Source organism: Phytohabitans sp. LJ34 (assembly GCF_052068095.1).
Classification (GTDB): Bacteria; Actinomycetota; Actinomycetes; order Mycobacteriales; family Micromonosporaceae; genus Phytohabitans.
Window position 1 is genome coordinate 46,826 of record NZ_JBQHDG010000031.1, and the last position, 23,009, is coordinate 69,834.

At 72.1% G+C, this 23,009-nt stretch carries 24 protein-coding genes; 8 read left to right on the forward strand and 16 right to left on the reverse strand.

The features are described from left to right. Positions 1-3: 3 nt before the first annotated feature. From ACTMTJ_RS40020 to ACTMTJ_RS40065, 10 genes are all read right to left on the reverse strand, one after another. On the reverse strand, positions 4-357 hold the full coding sequence (locus tag ACTMTJ_RS40020) for a hypothetical protein (protein WP_441223975.1): 354 nt from the start codon (positions 355-357) through the stop codon (positions 4-6). After that, complete coding sequence (locus tag ACTMTJ_RS40025) at positions 341-763, reverse strand: YbaB/EbfC family nucleoid-associated protein (RefSeq protein ID WP_441223976.1); 423 nt, start codon at positions 761-763, stop codon at positions 341-343. Before ACTMTJ_RS40025 ends, ACTMTJ_RS40020 begins: the two co-directional genes overlap by 17 nt. A gap of 67 nt (positions 764-830) precedes the next feature. Then, complete coding sequence (locus tag ACTMTJ_RS40030) at positions 831-1,787, reverse strand: SseB family protein (RefSeq protein ID WP_441223977.1); 957 nt, start codon at positions 1,785-1,787, stop codon at positions 831-833. Between the two features lie 7 nt (positions 1,788-1,794). Then, positions 1,795-2,892: an SMI1/KNR4 family protein gene (locus ACTMTJ_RS40035; RefSeq protein WP_441223978.1), complete on the reverse strand. Its 1,098-nt coding sequence runs from the start codon at positions 2,890-2,892 to the stop codon at positions 1,795-1,797. Next, on the reverse strand, positions 2,889-3,446 hold the full coding sequence (locus ACTMTJ_RS40040) for a hypothetical protein (RefSeq protein ID WP_441223979.1): 558 nt from the start codon (positions 3,444-3,446) through the stop codon (positions 2,889-2,891). Before ACTMTJ_RS40040 ends, ACTMTJ_RS40035 begins: the two co-directional genes overlap by 4 nt. Further along, entirely contained in the window at positions 3,443-5,473 is a 2,031-nt protein-coding gene (locus tag ACTMTJ_RS40045; RefSeq protein ID WP_441223980.1) for a hypothetical protein, read from the reverse strand. Before ACTMTJ_RS40045 ends, ACTMTJ_RS40040 begins: the two co-directional genes overlap by 4 nt. A 9-nt stretch (positions 5,474-5,482) precedes the next feature. Beyond that, complete coding sequence (locus ACTMTJ_RS40050) at positions 5,483-6,469, reverse strand: hypothetical protein (protein WP_441223981.1); 987 nt, start codon at positions 6,467-6,469, stop codon at positions 5,483-5,485. Between the two features lie 92 nt (positions 6,470-6,561). Further along, positions 6,562-6,855 (reverse strand): WXG100 family type VII secretion target, encoded by a 294-nt coding sequence (locus ACTMTJ_RS40055; RefSeq protein ID WP_441223982.1) that lies wholly within the window; start codon positions 6,853-6,855, stop codon positions 6,562-6,564. A gap of 31 nt (positions 6,856-6,886) precedes the next feature. Continuing rightward, a complete protein-coding gene (locus ACTMTJ_RS40060; RefSeq protein WP_441223983.1) occupies positions 6,887-7,228 on the reverse strand; it encodes a WXG100 family type VII secretion target in 342 nt (113 codons plus the stop codon). Positions 7,229-7,532: 304 nt separating this feature from the next. Further along, positions 7,533-7,808, reverse strand: a complete 276-nt coding sequence (locus tag ACTMTJ_RS40065) for an isoamylase early set domain-containing protein (protein WP_441223984.1) — start codon at positions 7,806-7,808, stop codon at positions 7,533-7,535. A 114-nt stretch (positions 7,809-7,922) separates the two neighbouring features. Here ACTMTJ_RS40065 and ACTMTJ_RS40070 point away from each other — a divergent pair, with 114 nt between their 5' ends. Beyond that, the gene (locus ACTMTJ_RS40070; protein WP_441223985.1) at positions 7,923-8,351 is read left to right on the forward strand and encodes a GNAT family N-acetyltransferase; all 429 of its coding nucleotides are present in this window, start codon (positions 7,923-7,925) and stop codon (positions 8,349-8,351) included. Between the two features lies 1 nt (position 8,352). Here the strand turns inward: ACTMTJ_RS40070 and hemQ are convergent, their stop codons facing one another. Together hemQ and ACTMTJ_RS40080 are read right to left on the reverse strand one after the other, a co-directional pair. Beyond that, positions 8,353-9,054 (reverse strand): hydrogen peroxide-dependent heme synthase, encoded by a 702-nt coding sequence (gene hemQ, locus ACTMTJ_RS40075; RefSeq protein WP_441223986.1) that lies wholly within the window; start codon positions 9,052-9,054, stop codon positions 8,353-8,355. Beyond that, on the reverse strand, positions 9,051-10,391 hold the full coding sequence (locus ACTMTJ_RS40080) for an FAD-dependent oxidoreductase (RefSeq protein ID WP_441223987.1): 1,341 nt from the start codon (positions 10,389-10,391) through the stop codon (positions 9,051-9,053). The genes hemQ and ACTMTJ_RS40080 overlap by 4 nt, the downstream gene beginning before the upstream one ends. A gap of 28 nt (positions 10,392-10,419) precedes the next feature. On the opposite strand from ACTMTJ_RS40080, the gene ACTMTJ_RS40085 reads away from it, so the two are divergent. Beyond that, positions 10,420-11,181, forward strand: coding sequence for an SDR family NAD(P)-dependent oxidoreductase (locus ACTMTJ_RS40085; protein ID WP_441223988.1), 762 nt, complete (start codon positions 10,420-10,422; stop codon positions 11,179-11,181). On the opposite strand, the gene hemE is transcribed toward ACTMTJ_RS40085, so the two are convergent. Next, complete coding sequence (gene hemE / locus ACTMTJ_RS40090) at positions 11,155-12,225, reverse strand: uroporphyrinogen decarboxylase (protein ID WP_441223989.1); 1,071 nt, start codon at positions 12,223-12,225, stop codon at positions 11,155-11,157. The two genes, ACTMTJ_RS40085 and hemE, sit on opposite strands and share 27 nt — an antisense overlap. Positions 12,226-12,506: 281 nt before the next feature. Here hemE and ACTMTJ_RS40095 point away from each other — a divergent pair, with 281 nt between their 5' ends. After that, positions 12,507-13,073, forward strand: a complete 567-nt coding sequence (locus tag ACTMTJ_RS40095) for a DUF3000 domain-containing protein (protein ID WP_441223990.1) — start codon at positions 12,507-12,509, stop codon at positions 13,071-13,073. A gap of 64 nt (positions 13,074-13,137) precedes the next feature. Here the strand turns inward: ACTMTJ_RS40095 and ACTMTJ_RS40100 are convergent, their stop codons facing one another. After that, complete coding sequence (locus ACTMTJ_RS40100) at positions 13,138-14,019, reverse strand: hypothetical protein (protein ID WP_441223991.1); 882 nt, start codon at positions 14,017-14,019, stop codon at positions 13,138-13,140. 86 nt (positions 14,020-14,105) lie between these two features. Then, on the reverse strand, positions 14,106-15,242 hold the full coding sequence (locus ACTMTJ_RS40105; protein WP_441223992.1) for a S1C family serine protease: 1,137 nt from the start codon (positions 15,240-15,242) through the stop codon (positions 14,106-14,108). A gap of 190 nt (positions 15,243-15,432) precedes the next feature. On the opposite strand from ACTMTJ_RS40105, the gene ACTMTJ_RS40110 reads away from it, so the two are divergent. From ACTMTJ_RS40110 to ACTMTJ_RS40130, 5 genes are all read left to right on the forward strand, one after another. After that, positions 15,433-16,773 carry a ribonuclease D gene (locus ACTMTJ_RS40110; protein WP_441223993.1) on the forward strand — a complete coding sequence of 447 codons (1,341 nt, stop codon included), beginning with the start codon at positions 15,433-15,435 and terminating at the stop codon, positions 16,771-16,773. A 79-nt stretch (positions 16,774-16,852) separates the two neighbouring features. Then, positions 16,853-18,109, forward strand: coding sequence for a thiolase family protein (locus ACTMTJ_RS40115; RefSeq protein WP_441223994.1), 1,257 nt, complete (start codon positions 16,853-16,855; stop codon positions 18,107-18,109). After that, positions 18,106-20,160 carry a 3-hydroxyacyl-CoA dehydrogenase NAD-binding domain-containing protein gene (locus ACTMTJ_RS40120; RefSeq protein WP_441223995.1) on the forward strand — a complete coding sequence of 685 codons (2,055 nt, stop codon included), beginning with the start codon at positions 18,106-18,108 and terminating at the stop codon, positions 20,158-20,160. The genes ACTMTJ_RS40115 and ACTMTJ_RS40120 overlap by 4 nt, the downstream gene beginning before the upstream one ends. A gap of 48 nt (positions 20,161-20,208) precedes the next feature. Then, positions 20,209-20,979: a transporter substrate-binding domain-containing protein gene (locus ACTMTJ_RS40125; RefSeq protein ID WP_441223996.1), complete on the forward strand. Its 771-nt coding sequence runs from the start codon at positions 20,209-20,211 to the stop codon at positions 20,977-20,979. Continuing rightward, positions 20,976-22,589 carry a cation:proton antiporter gene (locus ACTMTJ_RS40130; RefSeq protein WP_441223997.1) on the forward strand — a complete coding sequence of 538 codons (1,614 nt, stop codon included), beginning with the start codon at positions 20,976-20,978 and terminating at the stop codon, positions 22,587-22,589. The genes ACTMTJ_RS40125 and ACTMTJ_RS40130 overlap by 4 nt, the downstream gene beginning before the upstream one ends. Here ACTMTJ_RS40130 and ACTMTJ_RS40135 read toward each other — a convergent pair. Continuing rightward, positions 22,586-22,972, reverse strand: a complete 387-nt coding sequence (locus tag ACTMTJ_RS40135; RefSeq protein WP_441223998.1) for a VOC family protein — start codon at positions 22,970-22,972, stop codon at positions 22,586-22,588. The genes ACTMTJ_RS40130 and ACTMTJ_RS40135 overlap by 4 nt on opposite strands. Positions 22,973-23,009 lie beyond the last annotated feature (37 nt).

Consider the following 23,009-nt stretch of genomic DNA (forward strand, 5'->3'; position numbering starts at 1 on the left):
CGACTAGGTGGTCGCCCGGTTGATGTCGTCACGGTTTTCGGTGTCGACGCCCTGGTACTCCGTCATCGCCATGACCGTCTTGTCGCCACCCGTGATCAGGCCCTCGCCGGCGCGGTTGAGCCCGTCGTCGACGGCGTCGCGCAGCGAGCCCTCGCTCCCCTCGGGCACGACGTTGTAGGTCTGCTCGAAGGCCTGGCCGTACGAGTCGTTGCCCCAGGGGCGCTCGGCGTTGACCGCGTTGATGTCGCCGAGGATGCCCTGCGCCTGTGACTGGAACGACGTGCCGATCGACCGCAGGATCGCACCGGTGCCGGCGACCTCGTTGGGGTCGTCCTGGATGTCAAGGTAGGAACCCATGGCCGTCCTCCTCGTTCTTCTTCAACGCCTTTGGCAGGTCGGCGTCGTGACTTTCCATCAATACGTCGAAATCAGTCTTACCGATCAGACCCATTCCACGATCTTTGGGCATGACCTTCTCGACGATTTCCTTCGTCTGTTTGTTGGCGTCTTCGACCGCCGCGCGCACCGTGGACATGATCGACGCGGCCAATGCCTTGGAATTGGGCGTGCGGTAGACGCGGGGGTCGATCTCGAGCTCGATGAGCTGCCCGCGCGGGCCGACCACAGCCTTGATCAGCCGGTCGTCGGACCACGCCGTGCCAGTGATCTCCATGATCTGCTGCCGCGTCTGCGCCGCGTTTTCGATGGTCTGCTGGAGGTCGTCAATCACGCCGCGAATCGCCGACCATTGCGGTCGCTCCATGCACTCCACCTCCCCCTAGGCCCTCCGACCTGCTCCGACAATAGATGATCCACGCATCGATCGGGTATCAGCCCTCACCCCGCAACGCCCCGCCGATGCCGCCCGGCGGGAGCTGGATCGGCGGCGGATCGTCGCCCGGCTCGACCTCCCGAAACGGCGAGATCGGGGGCGGGGGCGGGGGCGGTGGCTGATCCGGGTCACCGCCGAGGCGCCGCCGCACCAACTGCTCCGCGTACGCCACCAACTGCCGCACCCGCTCCCCCGGCAGCGTGATGCCGATCGGCGAGCCCGGGTTGACCGCGAGGCGGTGGTCGTCGCCGGGCCACTGGCGCATCACCGAGATGAAGTCCAGCGTTACCACCGGGATGTCCAGGTCGCGCCCGCCCAGGCACTCCTCGTAGCGGTCGACCGACGTGAAGACCGGCACGACGAGCACGCCGTCCATCTCCAGCGCCTGGGTCGGCACGATCACCTGGGCGGTGACCAGCACGTCGAGCAGCACCTCGGCGTCCGGGGCGACGAGCGCGTCCCGCAGCAGCCGCTCCACCTCGTTGGCCGGGGTGAAATCGCGCATCGTCCGCTGGGTGGGCACCAGCTCGGGCACGTCTTCGGGCTTGACCAGCACGCCGATCGGGGTGACCGGATTGATCGCGAGGCCCCACCCGTCCGGCGTGCCGGAGACCACCTCGGTGAGGGTGGTCGCCCGCCAGCCGTCCGCCGGCACCGCCCGGTACATGGCCTCGGGCGACGTGAAGACCAGCAGGTAGGGCACCCCGTCGCGCTCGCGGGTGAGCAGCCGCTGCCGGCCCGGCTGGGCGTCGGGCTCGTCCCGGAAGCCGGGCACCACGAGCGGCGCGACCGCGAGGATGCTCATCACCGCGTCGATGTCGCCGTCGCCCACCACCTGCTGGAGGCGCCGCTCGACGTCGTTGGCCGGCGCCCACGCGCTGGCGCTCGCGTCGCCCGGCACCGGTCCGCCGTCGTCAGGGCCCGCGGCCTCGTCACTGCCCGCACTCCCGCTCATCCAGGTCTCACTTCGCCTCAAACATCGCGGCCACCGGGTCGCGGCCGGCCTTCGCCGGTGGCTGCCAGGGCGCCTTCATCTTCGCCGGCAGCCCGGCGCCGACGAGGCCGTCGCGGACGTGGGTCACCCGTGCCGCCCACCGGCCGGCCAGGTCGACGAGCGCCGCCGGTGGCCGCACCAGCCGGGCCCAGAGGTCGTCGAGGCTGTCGGCGCACCGCGCGAGCAGATGAGCGCAGACCTCCTCCGCCCCGAAGGACTCGCGGTCGCGCGGGTCGTCGTCGTCGAGGTACCAGACCGAATCCAGGTCGTCGCCGGATGCCTTGACCGCCAGCAGGCCGCCCTGCACGTATCCGATGGGCAGGAAGTCGACGGTCAGCCGGTCGCGCACCCAATCACCCACATAGGACAGATCCTGGTGCCGGTCGTCGCGAGCGATGCCGAAGAGCGGCTGGTCGGCCACGAAGCCGTAAGGCGGGAGCACCGCGGCCGCCGCCGGGCCGGCACCGTTGGTCTCGGCGAGGAATCGGCGGTACACCGGCGGCAGCGGCCACCCCAGCGCGCGCTCCAGCAGATCCAGCAACTCATCGGGTACCGCGTCGCCGGCGGCCCGGCCGGCGGACACCGGCTCGGCGTCGGCGCGCAACCCCCGCCCGTTCGCCGGCAGCTGGCGCACCCCGCCCGCGTGGCGAAACGACGCGTGCAGCTCGATCGGCACCAGCGCGAGCAGCCGCGCGGCGTCCGGCGTGCCGACGTGGGCCCAGCACCAGCCGGCCGGCGTCGGCACCGCGCCGTCTCGCTCGCGGCCAACCGTGCCGGCCGCCGCCGTCACCGGCCACAGTGGATCGCCGTCCGACTCGCCGGCGATCCGGGCCATCGCCGCGTTGGCCGCCAACACGTCCAGGATCCGTTGCTCCTCCAGCGTCAGCGCCGGGTCGGGCGGCGGCAGCTCCACCACCGCGCGGGCGCACAACGGCCAGTCGGGAAAGCCGTGCGGCGTCATGAGCACGCCCTGCCGGTAGCGCACCTGGAGAATCGGCGAACCCGGGTGGATCACGCTCATCGCGAGGCGCGCGCCAGGGGCCAGGTCACCGGGGTCGGCGGTCATGGCGCCAACTTCGCGTAGGTCCCCTCGGCGACGCGGGCCAGCCGCTCCGGCACTCCTTGGGGAAGGTCGTTGTCGCCGACGCTCGCGACCCGCAGCTCCAGCACCAGGTTGCCGTGGTAGGAGGTCAGTTTGACCTCGTGCCCGTCGGTGACGAAGAAGGCCGCGGCGCCGGCGCCCGGGATGTCGGTGGGCGCGCCGCCCTGGCTCGTGCCCCGCGCGGTCTCCAGGTAGAGGCGCGCCTGCTGCTCGGTGCGGAGCAGCTCGGCGTCGATGCTCACGCTGACGCTCACCGAGGACGACCGCCGCGAGGTGGCGCAGAGCCGCGGCGAGTCGGCTATCGGCTTGCCGCTGACGGTCGGAAACAGCTCGGCGAGCGGGGCCTGGTCGGCGACGCCGCACAGGTTGCCGCCGAGCGCGTACACCGGACCGGCCGCGGCCGCCGACGCCGAGGGCGGCGCGGACGTCGCCCGCGGGCTCGGCTCGGAGTCGCCGCCGCATCCGGCGGCGACCGTGACGACCGCGAGGGCGAGCCCTCGCACCACCCAGCGGGTCATGCGCCGAGGGTCGGCTTGGGCTCGGACTGCGCGCTGACGGTCCGCTGCTGCGGTGCGCTGTCGAGCACGCCGCCACCGGGCGTTTCGACGGTCCACGCCGCCTCGCGGTCGAGCAGCGCGCGGATGCGGTCGAACTCTTCGTCCACATTGGCCTGTGCCTGCGTCTCCGCCTGGCTGGACATGCGTCGCGAACCGATCTGACCCTCGACGCCGAGCCCGCTGCCCGCGGTGCGCCTGCCCCGCATCACGCCGGTCGGCGGCTCCGGCGGGTGCGCGCCGGTGACCGGCCGGGCCCGCCCCACGACCGGGCTGGTGGTGGGCGGTGGCGGCGGCGCCAGTGGGTTGAGCGGGGCACCGGGCACCTCCGGCTGCGCCGGCCGCCGGGTGGTCGGCGTCGACGGCACGTTGCTGGCCGGCCGCTGGGGTCGGCTGAACACCGGCGGCATCGCGTCGGGCCGCGACGGCGTCGACGGACCGCCCTGTCCGGGGGCACCGGGCACGGCCGGTGTGCCGCGGCGCGGACCGCCGCGGGTGCCGGGCGGAGCGGGCGTGTTGGTACGCGGGTTGCGCAGCACCGGCGAGGCCGGGGTGCTGGGCGGGCCGCCGAACTGGTTGCTCTCCACGCCTCCGCGCGGCGCGTCCGGCGTGGCCGAGGAGGGATCGCCGGGGCGACCGCCACCCTTGCCCTGCGGCGTCATCGGAGTGTTTTGCCCACCGCCGGGCCGCTTGAGCTGCGGCGGCGGTGGCGCTCCGCCGGGGCGCTGGCCCTGCGGCATGCCGCCGGGGGGCAGGCCCTCCGCGGCGGGCGGCGTCAGCGCGCTGGACCGCAGCACGCCGGGCCCGCTCCCGCTGGGCAGGTTTTTGAGCAGGCCCTGGCCGGGTGGCGTCGGCACCGGGCCGGGCTGGCGCAGCCCTCCCGGGTTGGGAAGGTTGCTCGTGTTGACCGCCGGCGGTGCGATGACCGGCGGCAGGACCGGCGGTGTGACGGTCGGCGTCGTGATGTTGGGGTCGACGGCGGCCGGCTTTTCGAAGTCGGATACGTCCGGCGTGTCGATGTCGGGCGTGGTGATGTTCGGATCGGTGATCTGCGCTTCGACCGTCGGCTTGTTGATGACCGGCGGCTGGATGTTCGGCTGGGTGATGTTCGGGTTGCCGACGTTGGGTGTGGTGATATTCGGGCTGCCGATGTTGGGTGCGCCGAACTGGTTCATCATGTAGCGCTGGATGAATGCCGGGTTGGGCACCACCGCGTCGGTCGGTCCTTCGTAGACGGTCGCCCGGCCGCCCGCGAGATCCTCCCGCATGACCCGGTAGTAGTCCTGGGCCATGTTGTACTGGATCGCCTGCGCCCGCTCGTTGAACTCCGTCGCCTTCAGCCGCAGCTGGGTGATGTACTCGTCTTCGAAGCCGGCGTCCTTGACCTCCTGCTCGGTCGACACGCCGTACCGCTCGCGCTCTTCACGGGCGAAGGTGAGCATCTCGCTCTTGTACTCGTTGTAGAGCGTCTCCATCTCGGCCTGGCGGCCTTCGACGACGACGGCGAGCGCCAGCAGGCCGAGCCAGTTGTCGATCGCGGCCTGCTCCCAGTCGTCGATCGACTTGATCGTGGCACCCGGGCCGCGGGCCAGGAACGCGTCCGCGCCGGCGCCGGTCCAGCCGCCCTTGCCGTCCTTGCCTTCCTTCAGCTTGGTGGCGGCGTCGAGCACGCGCGTGCGGGCGTCGTCGAGGACGAGGTTGACCTCCCACCACTGCTGGGCGAGCTGGCGGATGACGACCGGGTCCTGCGCCCTGATCCGCTTACGGATCTTTTCGATGGTCTCCGCGGCCCAGGCCCGGTCGAGCTCCTCGTTCCAGTCGTCGTTGTCGACGGACTGGAAGTTGAACGTCGGATCGGGGTAGGGCGAGGTGTTTTGCGGCGGCGTGTAGTGGGTGATGTCTTCGCCCATGCGCCGCGCCATCCGGCGGTTGTCCTGCAACTGCTGGTTGGTCGCCGTGGAGTAGTCGAAGTAGTCCTCTTCGCCAGCCATGACCCGTCCTCAGTACCCCTGGCCGTAGTCACCGACGAACTGGTCGGTGCCGTGGCTGTCCAGGTTTTCCTCGGCCGTCTCGACCGGGCCGCGGTCTTCGTCCACCCGATGCTCGCCGCGCTCGACCGTCGTCGTGTTGGTGGTCTCGGGGCCCTGCTTGCCGTCGGTGGTCGTGGAGCTCGTGTTGGAGACCGTGATGTCTCCGTCGGGCGCCTCCGCCGTGGTAGTGCTGGACGTGCGGTTGTTGCGCTCGTCGCCGGTGGTCGACGTCGTGGTCGTGTAGTTGTACCCCATGTGGTTGGAGTAGGTCCGCTCGGTCACCGTCGAGATCACGTTGCCGTTCTTGTCGGTGATCGTCGTGGTGGTCACGATCACGTCGCTCGTGTTGTGTCCACCGGCCTCGGTGCGCGAGGTGATGTGCTTGGACGAGCCGTCCGGGAACGTGTAGATCGTGCCGTACGGGTAGGACAGCGGCTTGGCCAGGGAGTTGTCACTGGTCAGCGCCATCGCGTTTTGGCCGTTCTCCTGGGCCAGGTCGTAGAACGTCTTCACGTCGCCGCCGCGGAAGCCCTCGGGCCCGCGGGCGTTGGGATCGGTGAAGGCGAAGCCGATGTCGTTGACGGTCGCGCCGTTTTCGTTGTCGGCGTTTTCGTAGATCTCCGCCACCACCACCGCCGCCGAGCCGACGTTGCGCACACCCTCGTGGAGGTCGGTCATGAACATCTGGAACTCGGCGAGCCGGCCGGACATCGTGCGGGCGGCCATCGCGCCCTCGGGGAAGACACCCGCGTCACCGCCGGGCTGGTTGAGCCCTGTCGCGATCATCATGGACATCTCGCCCATCGCGGTGCCGGCGGCTGTGCCGATCTCGCCGGAGAGCATGCTCATCTCTTGGTAGTAGCTCACCAAGTCGGTGACCTCGACATTGACCTTGCCGCCGAACGAGTCGTAGTCGGTCGGCGAGCTGCCTTCGAGATCCTCTCTCGGAATACCCACGGTGCCTCCCCCGGTTGGTGAGCGGAACTAGCGCAGATAGCCGGTCCCGGCGAAGGCGACGCCCTCGCCGGGACCCACCGGCGTCTGACGGGTCAGAACCCGGCGGAGATCCGGTTGTCGACTTCCTGCATGCGTTCGGCCGAGCCGCCCACGGCGGTGCCGAGGCGCATCAGCGCGCCCTTGATCTCGTCGGCGCCCTGGTTCCACTGCTGCTGGGCGGCGTCGCACGCCTGGCCCGCGGCACCCTGCCAGTCGGCTGCCAGGAGCGTCTTGAAGTCGTTGTACAGATCGCCGAGCTCGACGTCCATGTTTCCGCAGAACGTGCCGATCGCGGTGGACACGTCCGCGATGGCGCCGAAGTTGTAAGTGATCGGGATGTCAGTCATCGTGATTTCGCCTCTCGACTAGGGGTGGACGTCAGCCGCGCAGGGCCGAGATGACGGCGCCGTCGCCGGTGGCGGCGGCCGCGTTGCGGATCGTCGAGGCGGCGTCGTCATCCTGCACGCCGAACTCCGTCGAGGCGTTGCTGATCTTGCCGGACAGCTCGTCGAGGGCGTTGAGAATCTTCGTCATGCCCTCGTTCAGCTCGTGCGACGCCCCCTGTAGCGCGTTGTTGGCCGAACCGCTCATGCCCTTGCCGCTCAGATCGGTCACCCGGTCGAGCAGCTGCGCCATGCCCGTGGCCAGACGCTCGCGCACATCCTGACAACGCGTGGCCATCTGATTGAGCTGCGCCTGTGTCGCGTGCACATTTCCCATGCCGGGAGTTGCTGTCAAGGTGGACTCACCCCGCTCCTCTGTTGTGCCCCCCGCCCAGGGGAGCCTCCCCTTGGGACGCATGGATGACCATGCGCCAAACTCTCGCGACCCGAAGGTAACGCCATTTGTCCACTCGGACCAGCCCGGGGCCGACATGTGCCGGTTTTGCCGGCAAGATCCCTACCGATCAGAGCGTCCCTCATGTTGAGCCAGCTCACGGCTGTGAGATGGCTCAACCAATACGAGGGACGCTCCGGTCCGGTTCAGTCGAATTTCGGCGCGCGCTGCCGCGAGCGCCGCGCGCTCAGAGGACCAACTGGCCACCTTCGTGGTCGATCAGGTCGGCCTCCTCGTCGTCGAGCCACACGCCACCCGTCGCCAGGTACCGGAAGCGGTAGCGGCCCGGCTCCAGCTTGACCGTGACGGTGCGGGTGCCGTCCTTGCGCGGCACCAACTCGTGGCGGCCCGGCTCCCATTCGTTGAAGCAGCCGACGACGCTCACGGCACCGGCGGGTGCGTCCTTCGGAAGGCAGAACGTCACCCGCGTCTTCGTACCGAACAGTTTGTTTCTCTTGATCACCTTGCTCCTCCGAGGCACGGAATGGTCGGGGCTTGGTTCGAGCTTTGCCCCAGCGCCCGCCGCCGGGTGGAAGCGACACACCGTGTTTTCCCGGCGACGTGGCAGGATCGGGCCATGGAGCCGCACGTCGCGTCCTTCGCCGACCTCGACACACGCACGCTGTACGACCTGCTCCGGCTCCGCGTCGACGTGTTCGTGGTGGAGCAGAAATGCGCCTACCCGGAGCTCGACGGGCGCGACACCGAGCCGGAGACGCGCCACATGTGGCTTTCCCGCGACGGTGCGCCGGTGGCATACCTGCGGATCCTCGCCGAGCCCGGCGGCGGCGCGCGGATCGGGCGGGTCGTGGTGAGCCCGTCCGAGCGCGGCACCGGCGCGTCCGGCCGCCTGATGGCGGCCGCCCTCGAAGAGATCGGCGACCGCCCGAGCGTGCTCGACGCCCAGGCCCACCTGGTGCGGCTGTACGAGCGCTACGGCTACGCGGTGACCGGGCCCGAGTTCATGGAAGACGGCATCCCGCACGTGCCGATGGCCCGCCCCTGAGTCAGGGCAGGGCGGCGACGATCTCCGGCACCGAGCGGCGCCGCCCGGTGTAGAAAGGCACCTCCTCGCGCACGTGCCGCCGCGCCCGCGAAGCGCGCAGGTCGCGCATCAGGTCGACGATGCGGTGCAGCTCGTCCGCCTCGAAAGCCAACATCCACTCGTAGTCGCCGAGCGCGAACGAAGCCACCGTGTTCGCACGCACGTCGGGATAGCCGCGCGCCTGCCGCCCGTGCTCGGCGAGCATGTCGCGCCGCTCCTCGTCGGGCAACAGATACCACTCGTAGGAACGCACGAACGGATACACACACACATACGCTTTCGCCTCCTCGCCGGCCAGAAACGCCGGGAGGTGACTCTTGTTGAACTCGGCCGGCCGGTGCAGCGCCATCTGCGACCACACCGGAGCGAGGTGCCGGCCGAGAGTGGTGCGGCGGAGCAGCCCGTACGCCTCCTGGAGCGCGTCGGCCGTCGGCGCGTGCCACCACACCATCACGTCGGCGTCGGCGCGGAGGGCGGACACGTCGTAGGTGCCGCGCACCACCACGTCCTTCGCGGCCAGCTGCTCGAAGAGCGACTCCACCTCGCCGGCCAGCGGGTCGCGCAGCGCCGGCAGCGGCCCGGTGGCCCGGAAGACCGACCACATCGTGTATCGGATGGTGGCGTTGAGCTCCTTGATGCGCGCCGCGTTGGATTGCTCGCTCATGACAGTCCTTTCAATACGTCGTCGGCCGCCGTCTCGCCGGAGCGCACGCAGGCCGGGATGCCGACACCGTCGTAGCCGGCGCCGGCGAGAGCCACCGTCGGGGGCAGGGTCGCGCGCAGCGCAGCCACCCGCTCCACGTGCCCCACCGGGTACTGCGGCAGCGCACCACCCCACCGCCGCACCCCCGCGCCGACCGGCTCGGGCAGGCCGGTGCCCACCAAAGTAGACAGTTCGGCGTGGACGGTGCGGACCAGCTCGGGGTCGCCGATGTGCAGCTGGTGCTCCTCGCCGTACCGCCCAACGGACGCCCGCACCAGCGCCACCCCGTCGTCGCGGCGGAGGTGCGCCCACTTGGTGGAGAAGAACGTGGCGGCCTTGACCAGCGTGCCCTCGCCCGCCGGCACGAGAAAGCCGGAGAGGCCGGGCAGCTGCGGCGCGGGCAGGGCGAGCGTCACAAGTGCCACGCTCGCGTAGTCGAGCAACGGCTCGGCGCCCAGCAGCCGTGCCGCCGCGCGCGCCGGCAGCGCCAGCACCACCGCGTCCACAGTGTCCGGCCCGACCCGCCACCCGCCGGGCACCCGGGCCAGCTCGCGTACCGGCGCGCCGAGCCGGATCTCCGCGCCGGACGCCTCGGCCACCGCCGCCGCCAGCCGGCTCACGCCGCCGACGACCGTGGCGAAGACGGGCGTGCCCGGCGGTCGCGGCGCGGCGGCCAGCGCGGACCGCACCGCACCGGTCAGCGTGTGCTCGACCCGCGCCGCGCGGGCCAGGCCCGGCATCGTCGCGGCCAGCGACAGCCCGTCGGCCCGCCCCGCGTAGACGCCGCCGAGCAGCGGATCCACGAGCCGGTCGACCACCTCGTCGCCCAACCGCCGCCGCACGAACGGCCCGACCGCGACATCCTCCTCCGGACCGAGCAGCGGCCGGCCACCGTCGCGGTCACGCTCCGCCTCCGGCCGCGCCACCGCGGCCACCTTCTCCAGATCAGCGGGTACGCCGAGGAGCGTGCCGCCGGGCATCGGCGCGAGCGTGCCGTGCAGCGCGAGCGCGGCCTGGCCGGTCGCCGGGTGCACGAGAGCGTGGCCAAGCCCCACGCGGCGGGCGAGCGTCACCGCGGCCGAGTCACCGCCCTCGGGGTCGCGGACCAGGAAGGACTCCGCGCCCAACTCCACCACCGAGCCCGCCACCGCACCGGTGCGCAGCTTGCCGCCGATGGCCTCGGCCTGCTCGTACACGGTGATCGTGGTGCCCGCGGGCGCGCGGTCCCGCAGCCGCAGCGCGGCAGCCAATCCGGCGATTCCGCCACCTACAACGGCGACGTTCGGCGGTCTGCTCACGGCCTCCACGGTAACTAAGCTGCCGGGCATGACGGGTGAGCGGGTGGCGGTGGTGACGGGTGCCGCACAGGGCATCGGTCGACGGGTGGCCGAGGTGTTGGGGGCCGAGGGGTACGCGCTGGCGGTGATGGACAAGCAGCCGGTGGCCGCGGACCTTGCGGTGCTGGGCGACGTGAGCACGGAGGCCGACGTGATCGCGTTCGCGGCGGCGGTGTACGAGCGCTTCGAGCGGGTCGACGTGGTGGTCAACAACGCGGGCATCGCGTTCATCACGCCGCTGGAGGAGACCACGCTCGACGACTGGCGGCGGGTGATCGACGTCAATCTGACCGGGCCGTTCCTGCTGTGCCGCGAGTTCGGGCGGCTGATGCTGGGCGCCGGGGCGGGCACGATCGTCAACATCGCCTCGGTCGCCGGGCTGCGCGGCGTGGCCGACCGCGCGGCGTACAACGCGAGCAAACACGGCCTCGTCGGCCTCACCCGCACCCTCGCCGCCGAGTGGGGCGGGCGCGGCGTGCGGGTCAACGCGGTCTGCCCCGGCTGGGTGAAGACCGAGATGGACGAGGCGTCCCAGGCCGAGGGGGCGTACGGGGACAACGACATCACCGACCACGTGCCGCAGGGCCGCTTCGCCACGCCCGACGACATCGCGCAGGCGGTGGCGTTTCTGGCCGACCCGGCCAGGAGCGGCTTCGTCAACGGCGAGGCGCTCTCGGTCGACGGCGGCTGGTACGCGGACGGCTCGTGGCAGGCGCTGCGCCTGTCAGCGCGCGCTCGCCTCGTGCACTAGCGCCACCACCCGGGTCAAGACCTCCGGGTCGGTCTCCGGGAGCACACCGTGGCCCAGGTTGAAGACATGGCCGGGGGCGGCCCGCCCCTCGGCCAGCACGCGGCGCACCTCGCGCTCGACCACCGGCCACGGCGCGAAGAGCACGCACGGGTCGAGGTTGCCCTGCACCGGCCGCTCCGGCCCGAGCAGCCCGGCCGCGGTGTCGAGGGGGGTACGCCAGTCGACGCCGGCCACGTCCGCGCCGGCCTGGTCCATGGCCGTGAGCAGGTGCCCGGTGCCGACGCCGAAGTGGATGCGCGGCACACCGGCCTTGGCCAGGCCGGTGAGCACATGCGCCGAGTGGGGCAGCACGAAACGCCGGTAGTCGGCCTCGGAGAGCGCGCCGGCCCAGGAGTCGAAGAGCTGCACGGCCGCGACCCCGGCCGCCACCTGCACGCGGAGGAACTCCAGCGTGACCTGGGACAGGCGGGCGCAGAGGGCGTGCCAGAGCTCGGGCTCGCCGTACATCATCGCCTTGGTCTTCGCATGGGTGCGCGACGGCCCGCCCTCGACGAGGTAGCTGGCCAGCGTGAACGGCGCGCCGGCGAAGCCGATCAGCGGCGTGGCGCCCAGCTCGGCGACGAGCAGCCGCACCGCCTCATCCACATAGGACACATCCGCCGGCGTGAGCGGCCGCAGCCGCGCCAGGTCGCCCTCCGTGCGGATCGGCTCGGCCACCACCGGCCCGGTGCCCGGCTCGATGTCAAGGTCGATCCCGGCCGCCGCGACCGGCACGACGATGTCGCTGAAGAGGATCGCCGCGTCGACGCCATGCCGCCGCACCGGCTGGAGCGTGATCTCCGCCACCAGCTCGGGGCGTCGGCACGCCTCCAGCATCGGGACGCCGGCGCGCACCTTGCGGTACTCCGGCAACGAACGCCCCGCCTGCCGCATGAACCACACCGGCGTATGGGGCACCGGCAGCCCCCGGCACGCCCGCACGAACACCGATTCGGCCGCTGGCCGCTCGCGGTGGGCGGCGCTGCCCTCCATGGTCGTCGTCATCGCGTCCCATGCTCCCACGCCCCCACCCCGCCGCGATCCAGGGACCTCTCGGTATCGGTCGCGCCCGCCGTGACCCTTCTCGAGGCAGATTTACCCCGGTCCGCGTCAGCGGCCGCCAACGCCCTCCCGGGCCGGAGGGCATGTCCGAAAGAACTTGAGGTCTGTATCGGGACGATTGGGCATTTACCGGTGCGGATGGCCCTCGGAGGGCGCGGGTGGGGTCACGCGCTGTCGGCGCGGCGGTCCCCTGCTGTGGCCGAAGGCGGCTTAGGCTGCGGTACATGGTGTCTCCGAACGGGCAGCCGGAGATCTTCGCGCGGGCGGTGGCCGGGCTGAAGACCGTGACGCCGCGCGCGGAGATCCTGCTGGAGGAGGTGCCCGCGCCACAGCGGCTCGCGCCGTACTCCTACGCGCTGAGCGGCGTCGTCATGAAGGACGGCGAAGAGGTGGCCACCGGCCGCCTGATCCTGCTGCACGACCCGGCCGGCCACGAGGCGTGGGATGGCACGATGCGCCTGGTCACGTACGTGACGGCGGAGCTCGAGCCGGATCTCGCCGCTGACCCGCTGCTGCCCGCCGTCGGCTGGACCTGGCTCACCGACGCCTTGGAGGCCGAGGAGGCCACGCACACCGCGATCGCGGGCACGGTTACGCAGACGGTCTCGACCCGCTTCGGCGACCTGGCCGGGCCGCCCGCCGCGGCCGATATCGAGATCCGCGCCTCGTGGACCCCGACCTGCGACGACATGGGCGCCCACCTGCTCGCCTGGTGCGCGGTGCTGGCCTCGACCGCCGGCCTGCCGCCGCCCGGTGTCACGGCCCTGCACGGCCACCGCATGTCCGCCTGAGCCACGACCCGCAGAAACGAAAGCGGCCGCGGCACGAAGCCACGGCCGCTCGCGAGATCAGGGGCTAAAGGTACTTTTCCGCCTCGTTGCACGGGCCTTCGAGCGCGTCGATCGCGCGGTCGGCCGCGGCGCTGTTGCCCGCCGCCAGCGCCGACAGGAATGCGTTGACCTTGTTGAGGCAGTCGGCGATGACCGCCTTCTCCTTCTCGGTCTGCTCCTTGGCGTTCTGCGTGCCGGTCAGGTCGCGCTCGGTCTGCGACAGCTTCTCGTTGGCCGTCGTCAGGTCGCGCTGGAGCTTTTCGGCCTCGGAGGTCTTCGCCGCGATCGTGTCGTCGCGCTGGCTGACCTGCTCGGTCATCCGCTTCTTGGTGTCGCTCAGGTCGCCGGACTTGCTGATGTACAGGCCGGTCATGATGCCGCTGGTGATGAAGAGCAGCACCGCGACGATGCCCAGGATCAGCGGCAGCTGACCGCGCTTGGGCGGCGGCACCGCGCCGTACGGGGCGCCGTACGAAGGTCCGGACGTCGGCGGGCCGGAGAGCGGCGCGGCGGAGTACGGCACACCGGACAGCGGCGGCCCGGCCGGCGGCGCGGACGCCGGGTCGTACGGGGACGCGGGCTGGTAGGCCGGCTGCGGCTCGACCGGCGGGTACGCGGCCGTCGGGGGCTGGGCCGGGTAGGCGGGCTGGGCCGGCGGGTACGCGGGCGAGCCGGACGGCTGGGCCGGGGTGTACGCCGGCGGGCCGGAGGGCTGGGCCGGCACCCCGTACGGCGGCTGCGGCGCGGGCGGCACCGAGCCCGGATCCGGCGGCGGGTACGAGGCGGCCGGTACCGAGCCGGTCGGGATCATGTACGCCTGCTCGTTACCGCCCGGGATCGGCTGCGTCGGTGGCTGGTCACCCGGCGGCGGGTAGGGTCCACCAGGAGCGTTCGGGGGGTAGGACATCATTCCTCCTGTGGGCGCTCGGCCGCCCGGTCAGAGCGCGGCACACCCGGCGGTTCTCGGGCCGGTCGGGCGCGCCGCGCGGTACGTCAACAGATCTTGAACTGATCGCAAGCGGTCTTGATCGGCACCGCGAGGCCGATGCCCTCGGCGTCGCGGGCCTTGGCGGTGGCGATGCCCACCACCTGTTTCGCGGCGTTGACCACGGGTCCGCCGGAGTTACCGGGGTTGATCGGCGCGTCGAACTGGATCACCGTGCCGGAGCCGCCCTCGTCCTTGCGGATGGCGCTGATGACGCCGGTCGTGACCGTGTCTTCCAGGCCCAGCGGGGCGCCGACCACCACAATCTGCTGCCCCGACTTGGCCGCCTCACGGGCGGTGGCCAGCCCGGTGAACTTGTTGTTGGTGCGCAGCTGGGCGACGTCTGCCTGGGGGTCGACCCGCACGATCGTCGCCGGCCACCGCTGGTCCTTGCGCTCGATGAAGACCTCGCGCTGGCCGGCCGCCCACACCGACTCCACCACGTGGTAGTTGGTGAAGAGGTTGGTGCTGCTGCCGGACTGCCGGCCGACCGCGAACGCCGTGCCGGTGAACTGCCCGGCCGCCACCCGGAACACGCTGGGCAGCACCTCGCTCGAGATTGCCTCGGGGTTGAACGCCTTGCCTGCCGCGGTCTCCAGCTCGGTGGTGCGCCCCTCGATGCCGTCCATGCGGCCCTTGTCCGCGGCCTGCGCCTCGGCGAGCGCGCGGTCACCGTCGGCGACGCGGCCCTGGAGGTCACGGATCTGGATGGACTGGACGATCGCGACGATGCCGATGACGAGCGCCAGGGCGAGCGCGCTCAGCCCCAGCCACGAGGGCCGGCGGCGCGGTCGAGCGGGCTGCGCCATCGGCGGGTACGGCGTGTAGTGCGGATCACCACCGGGGAGCGCGGACATCGGCGGCGCGGTGACCGGATACGCCGGAGCCGGGAAGGCGGCGGGCGGCGGCGGAGGGTACCCGGGGCCCGGAGGTGGTGGCATCGCGCCGTACGGCGGAGCGGGTGGGCCCTGCGGTGGCGGCGGAGGCGGCCCGGGGCGGTACAGCCCGTCAGGGTCGGGAGGGCCGCTGGCCGGCTGGCCAGCCCCTCCCGCCGGCGCCACACCCACCTCTTCCTCGAGCGAGTGGCGCGGACCGGGCACCTGTGCTCCGGGCTGTGCGGACAGCGGGTCGTACCCAGCAGTCATCGAGATCTAGCCCCTCCCCTAGGACGCCCGTTCCACAGTCGCATCTCGGCACAACCCCGGAACGACGTTTGTCTCCTTCATGCTGACATGAGCGCGGACGGCCCGTGCGGGCGTCCCTGTCCCGGCGACGGTTCGACGCGCCGGGCACCGGCTGCTCGTTGCCAGCCGGCGACCACACTACGGTTGTCGGGTGACCGACGAACCACCCCTGCGCCGTCGGGCCGCGCAACGCCAAGCAGGGGACGGACCACACAGCCGGCCAGCTCCGGCGACAGAAAGCGTGGGGCCCGACCCAACAACGCCTGGCGGGCCCGTGCCACTGACTGCCCCCCGCGAGGGCACCCCGGCCCCGATCGAGACGCCCGACCAGCTCGCCGAGGTCGTGGCCCGCTTCGCCGCCGGGAGCGGCCCGGTCGCCGTGGACGCCGAGCGCGCCTCCGGCTACCGCTACACCCAGCGCGCGTACCTGGTGCAGCTGCGCCGGGCGGGCGCGGGCACGGTGCTCATCGACCCGCTTCCCCTTGGTGACCTGCGCGTGCTCGACGAGGCCATCGCCGATGCCGAATGGGTTTTGCACGCCGCGAGCCAGGATCTGCCCTGCCTCGCCGACCTCGGCCTGCGACCGCGTCGGCTATTCGACACGGAATTGGCCGCTCGGCTAGCTGGATTCGAGCGGGTCGGCTTGGCCGCACTGACCGAACAGCTACTCGGGTACACGCTGGAGAAGCACCACTCGGCGGCCGACTGGTCGACCCGGCCACTGCCCGAGTCCTGGCTGACGTACGCCGCGCTCGACGTGGAGCTGCTCACCGACCTGCGCGACAAGCTCGCCGCCGAGCTCGCGTCGCAGGGCAAGGACGGGTGGGCGGCCGAGGAGTTCGCGGCGCTTGTCGCGTCCGGCGCGCAGCCACCCCGCCAGCGACCCGACCCGTGGCGGCGCACCTCCGGCATCCACCGCATCCGCGGGGCGCGGGCGCAGGCCCGGGTGCGCGCGATGTGGTACGCCCGGGACGAGATCGCCGCCCGGCGCGACTCGGCGCCCGGCCGGGTGCTGCCCGACGCGGCGATCATCGCGGCCGCGGAGCTCGATCCCAAGGACGAGCGGACGCTGCTCACCCTGCCCGGATTTGGCGGGCGGTCGGTGCGGCGGCTGGCCCGCACCTGGATCGAGGCGCTGACCAAGGCCCGCGAGCTGCCCGACGACATGCTGCCGGTGGCGCCGCCGCTCGACGGCCCGCCGCCGCCGCACCGGTGGGCCGAGCGCGACCCGGTCGCGGCCGCCCGCCTCGCCCGGTGCCGCGAGGTGGTCACGACGGCCGCCGCCGCGCACGCGCTGCCGCCGGAAAACCTGATCACCCCGGATTCGGTACGCCGGCTGGCCTGGACCCCGCCCGAGGAGATCTCGCCGGAGACGGTCTCGGCGACACTTCGGGGGTACGGTGCGCGGGCCTGGCAGGTGGGGCTGATCGCGGACGGGTTGGCGGTGGCGCTCCGCGAGCCGGCCACACCTTTGATCACGGCGGAGGAGTGACCCGTCCCACAGCACCTGACGTAGTTACTGGCGGGTAGCATCCGGGGTAGGAGCATCCCACCCCACGAGGAGGCGCGTCGTGCCCCGTCAAGTCCGGGATGTCGTCTTTGTCGACGGCGTCCGCACACCCTTCGGCAAGGCGGGCGGCATGTACGCCAACACCCGCGCCGACGACCTGGTGATCCGCTGCATCCGCGAGCTCCTGCGCCGCAACCCGCAGCTGCCGCCGGAGCGGGTGGAGGAGGTGGCGATCGCCGCCACCACCCAGATCGGCGACCAGGGCCTCACCATCGGCCGCACGGCCGCGCTGCTCTCGGGGCTGCCGAAGACCGTGCCCGGATACGCGATCGACCGCATGTGCGCCGGCGCGATGACCGCGGTCACCACGGTGGCCGGCGGCATCGCCATGGGCGCCTACGACGTGGCGATCGCCGGCGGTGTCGAGCACATGGGCCGCCACCCGATGGGCGAGGGCGTCGACCCCAACCCGCGCATCCTGGCCGAAAAGCTCGTCGACCCGTCGGCGCTGGTGATGGGCTCCACCGCGGAAAACCTGCACGACAGGCTGCCCCAGGTGACGAAGGCGCGCGCGGACGCGTTCGGCCTCGCCTCGCAGGAGAAGACCGCGAAGGCGTACGCGGACGGCAAGATCCAGCAGGACCTGGTCTCCGTGGCCGTACGCGACCCGGAAGCCGGCTGGGGCCTCGCCACGGCCGACGAGGCGCCCCGCGAGACGAGCCTGGAAAAGCTCGCGACGCTGAAGACCCCGTTTCGCCCGCACGGCCGGGTGACCGCGGGCAACGCCGCCGGCCTCAACGACGGCGCCACCGCGAGCATCATCGCCGCCGAGGAGGTGGCCCGCGAGCTGGGCCTGCCGGTCGGGATGCGGCTCGTGTCGTACGGCTTCGTCGGCGTCGAGCCAGAGGTGATGGGCTACGGCCCGATCCCGAGCACCGAGAAGGCGCTGCGCATCGCCGGACTGTCCATCGAGGACATCGGCCTGTTCGAGCTGAACGAGGCGTTCGCGGTGCAGGTGCTCGCGTTCCTGGACCACTTCGGCATCGCCGACGACGACCCGCGGGTCAACGCGTGGGGCGGCGCGATCTCGGTCGGCCACCCGCTCGCCTCCTCCGGTGTACGGCTGATGACCCAGCTGTCGCGGCAGTTCGCCGAGCACCCCGAGGTGCGGTACGGCCTGACCGCGATGTGTATCGGCATCGGGATGGGCGGCACGGTCATCTGGGAGAACCCCGCGAGCGCGAGGAGTGAGGGAGCGCTAGCGACCGAGCCCCGCAGTCGCGAAGCCAAGGCCGGCACAGCTTGGGAGGGCAAGTGACGTACCAGGAGGTTGTCACCAAGTCGTTGCTGCGGCTGGTGAACGTGCCGGGCCTCGACAAGCCGGCGGCACTGATCACATTGGACAACGGCTTCGACCACAAGAAGCCCAACACGCTCGGCACCGAAGGGCTCGCCAGTCTCGACGCGGCGATCACGTCGGCACTCGACGCCAGCCCGGCCTTCATCGCCGTCACCGGCAAGCCGTACATCTTCTGCGTCGGCGCCGACGTCACGGGGCTGCCCACGATCACCGGCCGCGAGCAGGCGCTTCTCATCGGCCGCGAAGGCCACCGCGTCTTCGCACGGCTCAAGGACAGCACGGTGCCGACGTTCGCGTTCGTCAACGGCGCGGCGATGGGCGGCGGGCTGGAGCTGGCGCTGCACTGCCACTACCGCACGCTCTCCGGCGGCGCGGCGGCGCTCGCGCTGCCCGAGGTCCTGCTCGGCCTCGTACCCGGATGGGGCGGCACGCAGCTGCTGCCCAACCTGATCGGGATCGCGCCGGCCGCGCAGGTGATCATCCAGAACCCGCTCACCCAGAACAAGATGCTCAAGCCGGCCCAGGCCGCCGAGCTGGGCATCGCCGACGTGCTGCTGGAGCCGGCCGACTTCCTGGAGCGGTCGCTGGAGTGGGCGGCCGGTGTCGTGCGTGGCGAGGTCACCGTGACCCGGCCCGAGGTCGACAAGGACATGTGGGACGGCGTGCTGTTCTTCGCGAAGAAGACACTCGACGACCGGCTGCACGGCGCGGTGCCCTCCGCCAACCGGGCGCTGGAGCTGCTCGGCATGGCGCGCGACGCGGACTTCGCCACCGGCACCGCCGCCGAAGACGAGGCCCTCGCCGACCTGGTGATGCGCGAGGAGCTGCGCAGCGGCCTGTACGCATTCGACCTCGTGCAACGCCGTGCCAAGCGACCGGCGGGCGCGCCCGCGCCGGCGCTGGCCCGCGACGTCACCAAGGTGGGCCTGGTCGGCGCGGGCCTGATGGCCGGCCAGATCGCGCTGCTCTTCGCCCGCCGGCTGGAGGTGCCGGTCGTGCTGACCGACCTCGACCAGGCCCGGGTCGACAAGGGCGTCGCGTATGTGCACGGCGAGATCGACAAGCTCGTCGCCAAGCGCCGGCTCGACGCGGGCAAGGCCGCCAAGCTGCACGGCCTGATCAGCGGCTCGGTCGACAAGGGAGTCTTCGCCGACGCCGACCTCGTGGTCGAGGCGGTGTTCGAGGACCTCGGCGTGAAGAAGCAGGTCTGGGCCGAGCTGGAGAAGATCGTCAAGCCGGAGGCGGTGCTGGCGACCAACACCTCCTCGCTCTCCGTCACGGCAATGGCGGCCGACCTGGAGCACCCCGAGCGGGTGGTCGGCTTCCACTTCTTCAACCCGGTCGCGGTCATGCCGCTGCTGGAGATCATCCGCGGTGAACGGACCGACGACGCCACGCTGGCCACCGCGTTCGCGGTCGGCAAGGAGCTGAAGAAGTCCTGCGTGCTGGTCAAGGACGCGCCCGCGTTCGTGGTCAACCGGCTGCTGACCCGGTTCCTCGGCGAGATCTTCGCGGCCGTCGACGAGGGCACCCCGCTCGACGTGGCCAACGAGGCGCTCGACCCGCTCGGCCTGCCGATGCGGCCGCTGCCGCTGCTCCAGCTCGTCGGGCCGGCGGTCGCGTACCACGTGGGCGGCATCCTGCACGGCGCCTTCCCGGACCGCTTCCCGGTCAGCGAAAACCTCAAGCGCCTCGCGGAGTCCGGCCGGCCGCTGTTGGTCGACGACGAGGTCGACAAGGAGGTCGCCGGGCTGCTGGTGGTCGGCGACCGGCCGTCCACCGCCGAGCAGGTGCGGCAGCGGGCGCTCGAGGCCTTGGCCCAGGAGACCCGGCTCATGCTGGACGAGGGCGTGGTCGCCGAGCCTCAGGACATCGACCTCTGCCTGATCCTGGGTAGCGGGTGGCCGTTCCACCTGGGCGGCATCACGCCGTACCTGGACCGCACCGGCACGTCCGAGCGGGTGACCGGCCGGCGCTTCCTTCCTCGCGGGGTGGCCAGCCTGCCGTGATCTAGCCGTTTTTGCGAGACGCGCCCCGATTCGCCCTAGTGTGAGCACATGCGGTGGGTCGGGGCGCTGCTCGTCTCGGTGCTGCTGGCGGGGTGTGGCGCCGCCGCCCCGGCGGCGGGCGACTTCAGGCCGGCCACAAAGGGTGAGCTCCGCGTCGCTACGGCCACCGTCCCCCTGCCCGGCTTCTGGGAGGAGCCGGGCGGATTCGAGTACGAGCTGGCACGCGCCCTCGCCGACCGCTTCGATCTGCGGCTACGGGTGGTGCGGGTGCCGTTCGAGCGGATCGTCTCCGGCGACCTCGGTGGCGCGGACCTGGCGCTCTCCCAGGTGACCGCGACCCCCGACCGTGAGCGGGCCCTCGACTTCTCCCAGCCGTACCTGGCGGCGACGCCGGCCGGGCTCGCGCACTCGGCGATCCCCGACCTGGCGGCCGCCCGCGACACCCGGTGGGCGGTCAAGCGGGGCACCACGCTCGCGGCGGTCCTGGCGGGGTTCGTCCGGCCCGGCACCCCGCCCGCGCTCACCGCGGACGAGCCCGCCGCCCTCACGCTGCTGGCGGCCGGTGCCGTGGACGCGGTGCTGCTCGACATGCCGGTCGCGCTCGTCATCGCCAACCGCTCCAGCGGGTCGCTGCGCGTGGCGGTGCGGGTCGACACGGACGACTCGCTCGCGGTCGCCCTCCCGGACGGCTCGGCGAACCGGGAGGCGGTCGACTCGGCGATCCGCGCGCTCACCGACGACGGCACGATCGACCGCCTCACGAAACGATGGCTCGGCGGCGACGCGCGCGACGTACCCGTCATCGGGAGAAACCGGTGACCGCCCCGCACGGACCGGCCTGGGAGTTCCTGCTGCTGTTCGTCGTGGTGATCGGCGGCCCGCTGCTGCTGGAACGGGCCCGTGTGCCGGGCATCATCGGGCTGCTGCTCGGCGGGTACGCGATCGGCCCCAACGGCTTCGGCTGGATCAGCGAGTCCAACGAGACGGTCCCGGACCTGGGCCAGCTCGGCCTGCTGTACCTGATGTTCGTGGCCGGGGTGGAGCTCGACCTCGCCCTGCTCCGCGAGTACCGGCGGTCGGCGCTCTCGTTCGGCCTGCTCACGTTCGCGGCGCCGATGGTGGCCGGCACCGCGGTCGGCTTCGCGCTCGGCTGGAGCGGACCGGCCGCGTTTCTGCTCGGCTCGCTGCTCGCCTCGCACACGCTGATCGTGTACCCGCTGATCCGCAAGGGCGGCCTCGGCGGCGACCCGGCGGTGGCGACGGCGGTGGGCGCCACCGTGCTCACCGACACGCTCGCGCTGATCGTGCTGGCGGTGGTCTCCGGCACGACCGGCAGTGACGCCTCGACCTGGGAAGTCGCCGTGCGGCTCGGCGCCGGCTTCGCCGTACTCGCCGGATTCTGCTTCTACGCGCTGCCCCGCGCGGCCCGGTGGTGCTTCCGGCGCCTGGGCGGCGAACGCACGGTGCGCTACCTCGTCGCCGTCGCCGGCTTTCTCGCGGCGGCCGTGCTGGCCGAGGTATTCGGCATCGAGGGCATCGTGGGCGCGTTCTTCGCCGGGCTCGCCCTCAACCGCCTGGTGCCCAACGAAGGCCGGCTGATGGACCGGATCGACTTCTTCGGCGCGGCCGTGTTCATCCCGGTCTTCCTGGTCTCGGTGGGGCTGATCCTCGACCCGCGCGTGATCGCCGAGCCGCGCACGCTGGGCCTGGCCGCGCTCTTCGTCGGCGCCTGCCTGGGCGGCAAGGTGCTCGCCGCCTGGCTGGCCCACCTGCTGCTCGGCTTCTCCCGGCCGCGGGCCGGCGTGATGTTCGCGCTGACCGCGCCGCAGGCCGCCGCCACGCTCGCGTCGACGACCATCGGGTACCAGATCGGGCTCTTCGGCACGTCGGTGGTCAACGCCGTGCTGGTGCTGATCCTGGTCAGCCTGATCGTGTCGCCGATCGCCGGCCGCCGCTTCATGCGCCAGGTGCCCCGCCCGTCGGCCACCGACCGCCCGCTCGGCAGCCGGGTGGTGGTCGCGGTGTCGACCGTGGACCCGCCGCCGGAGATCTTCCGCCTGGCCGCGCGGATCGCCGCGCCGGACGGCGGTGTGGTGCACCCGGTGCTCCTGCGCCGCGAGTCAGACCCGGCCCACGACACGGCCGCGGTGGGCGCCCTGGAAACCGCCGCGAACGCGCACGGAGTCGACGGCGCCGGCGCGGTGGTCGTCGACCGCTCACTGCCGGCCGGCGTGGCCCACGCCGCCGCGGCGCACCTCGCCACACTGGTGATCGTGGACGGTCCACTGTGGTCAGACGGCGCCGGTGTGGTGCCACCCGCGCCTGTGCTGGAGTTTCGCGGCGCGGACTGCGCCTTGCTGCACGCGCCCGCGCCGCCCGAGCTGGCCGGCGAACTCTCCCGCCGCGCCGCGACCCCGGTGGACGCCTAGGCGGAGCGCTCGGCGACGCTGCGCTCCACGCAGAACTCGTTGCCCTCCGGGTCGGCGAGGATCGCCCAGCCGGTGCCGTCCGGGTTGCGGTGGTCGCCGACCAGCGAGGCCCCCAACCCCAGCAGTCGCTCGATCTCCTCGTCGCGGGTGCGGTCGGTCGGCTGGAGATCCAGGTGCACGCGGTTTTTCACCGTCTTGCCTTCCGGCACGCGTTGGAAGAGCATCCCGCCCTCGATCTCGTCGGTGCCGGACAGCAGGGCGCACTCGTCGTCGCCGGGCTTGTCGTCCGGGTGCTGGCGCATCCCGGTTACCTCGGCCCAGAACCCCGCCACCTTGTACGGATCGGCGCAGTCGAAGTCGATCCATCGCACTCTCGAAGCCATGACCCAAACCTCTCACGCCGAGCAAGCAAATATCCGG

Excerpts from the sequence above, each read along its gene's own strand:
- ACTMTJ_RS40020 (WP_441223975.1), bottom strand. The coding sequence starts at position 357 with ATGGGTTCCTACCTTGACATCCAGGACGACCCCAACGAGGTCGCCGGC.
- ACTMTJ_RS40060 (WP_441223983.1), bottom strand. The coding sequence starts at position 7,228 with ATGGGAAATGTGCACGCGACACAGGCGCAGCTCAATCAGATGGCCACG.
- ACTMTJ_RS40025 (WP_441223976.1), bottom strand. The coding sequence starts at position 763 with ATGGAGCGACCGCAATGGTCGGCGATTCGCGGCGTGATTGACGACCTC.
- ACTMTJ_RS40045 (WP_441223980.1), bottom strand. The coding sequence starts at position 5,473 with ATGGCTGGCGAAGAGGACTACTTCGACTACTCCACGGCGACCAACCAG.
- ACTMTJ_RS40040 (WP_441223979.1), bottom strand. The coding sequence starts at position 3,446 with ATGACCCGCTGGGTGGTGCGAGGGCTCGCCCTCGCGGTCGTCACGGTC.
- ACTMTJ_RS40055 (WP_441223982.1), bottom strand. The coding sequence starts at position 6,855 with ATGACTGACATCCCGATCACTTACAACTTCGGCGCCATCGCGGACGTG.
- ACTMTJ_RS40100 (WP_441223991.1), bottom strand. The coding sequence starts at position 14,019 with ATGTCCTACCCCCCGAACGCTCCTGGTGGACCCTACCCGCCGCCGGGT.
- ACTMTJ_RS40135 (WP_441223998.1), bottom strand. The coding sequence starts at position 22,972 with ATGGCTTCGAGAGTGCGATGGATCGACTTCGACTGCGCCGATCCGTAC.
- ACTMTJ_RS40030 (WP_441223977.1), bottom strand. The coding sequence starts at position 1,787 with ATGAGCGGGAGTGCGGGCAGTGACGAGGCCGCGGGCCCTGACGACGGC.
- ACTMTJ_RS40070 (WP_441223985.1), top strand. The coding sequence starts at position 7,923 with ATGGAGCCGCACGTCGCGTCCTTCGCCGACCTCGACACACGCACGCTG.
- ACTMTJ_RS40105 (WP_441223992.1), bottom strand. The coding sequence starts at position 15,242 with ATGACTGCTGGGTACGACCCGCTGTCCGCACAGCCCGGAGCACAGGTG.
- hemQ (WP_441223986.1), bottom strand. The coding sequence starts at position 9,054 with ATGAGCGAGCAATCCAACGCGGCGCGCATCAAGGAGCTCAACGCCACC.
- ACTMTJ_RS40085 (WP_441223988.1), top strand. The coding sequence starts at position 10,420 with ATGACGGGTGAGCGGGTGGCGGTGGTGACGGGTGCCGCACAGGGCATC.
- ACTMTJ_RS40035 (WP_441223978.1), bottom strand. The coding sequence starts at position 2,892 with ATGACCGCCGACCCCGGTGACCTGGCCCCTGGCGCGCGCCTCGCGATG.
- ACTMTJ_RS40125 (WP_441223996.1), top strand. The coding sequence starts at position 20,209 with ATGCGGTGGGTCGGGGCGCTGCTCGTCTCGGTGCTGCTGGCGGGGTGT.
- hemE (WP_441223989.1), bottom strand. The coding sequence starts at position 12,225 with ATGACGACGACCATGGAGGGCAGCGCCGCCCACCGCGAGCGGCCAGCG.
- ACTMTJ_RS40095 (WP_441223990.1), top strand. The coding sequence starts at position 12,507 with ATGGTGTCTCCGAACGGGCAGCCGGAGATCTTCGCGCGGGCGGTGGCC.